Source organism: Mycobacterium sp. NGS26, assembly GCF_059813025.1.
On record NZ_JCALDU010000049.1, the window covers coordinates 1 to 282 of the forward strand.

The 282-nt window shown below is 63.5% G+C and carries 1 protein-coding gene; it reads right to left on the reverse strand.

From position 1 onward, the window contains the following. Positions 1-233 (reverse strand): WXG100 family type VII secretion target (locus tag AC5Y6X_RS24505; RefSeq protein ID WP_499989732.1); only part of this gene is annotated, 233 nt, incomplete at its 3' end. Positions 234-282: the final 49 nt, after the last annotated feature.

The window sequence follows — 282 nt, forward strand, 5'->3', positions numbered from 1 at the left end:
GCGGTCTGCACCTTCTGCCCGTGGGCGTTGGCCTGCTCGTAGATCACCTGGAAGTTGCGGCCCAACTGGGTGATGAACTCCTGGCAGGCCACCGAGCCGGCGCCACCCCAGAAGTCACCGGCGGCAATCACATCGCGCACGATGGCCTGGTGCTCGGCCTCCAGCGAGGCGGCCTGCGCGCGAATCAACGCGCCGTGGGCGTCGACATCGCCGAACTGGTAATTGATCGTCATATCGGTGTTCTCCTAACGAATGAAAGGGTACGCAGCCGTGATTTGTGCG